Source organism: Sinomonas humi (genome assembly GCF_000802235.1).
GTDB classification, from domain to species: domain Bacteria; phylum Actinomycetota; class Actinomycetes; order Actinomycetales; family Micrococcaceae; genus Sinomonas; species Sinomonas humi.
The window spans coordinates 1-1,149 of the sequence record NZ_JTDL01000031.1 but is presented as its reverse complement, the minus strand read 5'-3'; the positions used below and the strand labels follow the sequence as shown (position 1 = coordinate 1,149).

Genomic DNA, 1,149 nt, shown 5'->3' with positions numbered 1-1,149 from the left:
CCCCTACACCCCCCGGCAGGAGCGGGCAGCGAAGTCTGACCGGGTCGAGGTCCTCATCGTCGGCGGCGGCTTCGGTGGCCTGCTCACCGGCGCCAGGCTCCGCGAGGCAGGATTCGACTCGATCAGGATGACCGAGGAGGGCGGCGACTTCGGGGGAACTTGGTACTGGAACCGCTACCCGGGCATCCACTGCGACATCGAGTCGTCTGTGTACATGCCGCTGCTCGAGGAGGTCCGCACTGTCCCGAGCCGCCGCTATGCCCCGGGTGAGGAGATCAGGAGGCATGCGGCCGCGATTGCGGAGCGCTTCCGCCTCTACGACGACGTCCTGTTCCACACGAGGGTCACCGCGTTGCGGTGGGACGAGGACGACGCCGAATGGCAGGTCTGCACTGATCGCGGCGATCGCATCCGGGCTCGCTACGTCGTCGTGTCTTCGGGAACGCTATCGCAGCCGAAGCTGCCCGCGATCCCCGGGGTCGAGTCGTTCCGCAGGCACACGTTCCACACGAGCCGCTGGGACTACGGCTACACCGGCGGCGACCAGGCTGGCGGCCTCACCGGGCTCGCCGACAAGCGCGTCGCCGTCGTCGGCACCGGCGCCACGGGCATCCAGGTGATCCCGCACGTGGGACGCGACGCCGAGCACCTGTACGTCTTCCAGCGCACGCCCTCCACAGTCGATGTCCGCGACAACCGGGACCTGCCCCGGAACTGGACCTCGAACCTGCCGCAGGGCTGGCAGCGGGAGCGGATGGAGAACTTCCTCGCCGTCACGGCGGGAGAGGACACCGAAACCGACCTCGTCGCCGACGGCTGGACGTCCACCGCTCGGCTGCAGCGGAAGATGCTCTCCGGCCGGACCGATGACACACTCGATCCGGGCGAGCGCGAGATGCTCGACGAGATCGCGGACGCACGGAAGATGAACGAGATCCGGGCCCGCGTGGACGCCACCCTCGACGACCCCGCGACCGCTGAACTGCTCAAGCCCTGGTACCGGTACATGTGCAAGCGGCCCACATTCAGCGACCATTACCTCCAGACGTTCAACCGGCCCAACGTCACTCTGATCGACACGGCGGACACGGGCGGCATCACCGCGATGACGGAGACCGCCGTCGTCGTGGGAGATGCCGAGTACGAGGT

General features: G+C 68.1%; 1 protein-coding gene. It reads left to right on the top strand.

The annotated features are described in order from the left end of the window. A partial coding sequence (locus LK10_RS01645) for a flavin-containing monooxygenase (protein ID WP_043119654.1) occupies positions 1-1,149 on the top strand: 1,149 nt, incomplete at both ends.